This is a genomic window from Paraburkholderia atlantica (assembly GCF_009362785.1).
Taxonomy (GTDB): Bacteria; Pseudomonadota; Gammaproteobacteria; order Burkholderiales; family Burkholderiaceae; genus Paraburkholderia; species Paraburkholderia atlantica.
On sequence record NZ_WHNQ01000246.1, the window covers coordinates 1 to 598 of the forward strand.

General features: G+C 63.5%; 1 pseudogene. It reads right to left on the bottom strand.

What is annotated here, in order from left to right:
- Positions 1–359: 359 nt before the first annotated feature.
- Positions 360–598: pseudogene (locus GCT19_RS42520) on the bottom strand (IS481 family transposase); the annotation flags it as partial.

Here is a 598-nt window from a genome sequence, read left to right on the forward strand (position 1 = left end):
AGGCGGCAAATATCGGTGGCAGCGGGCATCCGCTGCTGAACGGACTGAACCAAATTACGCTCCCCGGTAGCGGACACGCCCCCACTCTAGCATGCTAGCTTCGTCCATGCCGCCCAGGAAATCGAGCGCAAGCTGGGCGTCGCGCAGCGTTGCCGCGGCCTGCCCCGGACAGCACAAGCCGTCGCCGGACCGGACCGGGCACGGCGACGCGCAGGACATCGCGATGGAAGGCGACATCGGCGGTGATCCGCACGAGTTCGCCTGGCGGGCCGTCCCGCGAAGTGATGTTGTTTCATCCTCTGTATGGACCGCAGACATGGGTAACAGGTGTGCGGGGACATGGGTAACACATGATCCGCTCATTTGGGGCAGTCCAGGTTGATGGTTCCAAGGTGATGATGCGCAAAGAACAGGTCGTAGCAGTTCTCCTGACCCGCTCGCTCACGGATGGCCACGGGCAGGTTCTGCAGCGCATTCGACACCTTGAAGCGCCGCGTTCTGAAGCGTAGCTCCCCGTTCCATCGCACGCGCTGCACGACGTCGTTCTCGCCATATTCGATCGGCGGCAGGGTCTCCGGGTAGGTCCGCACACTGGGCC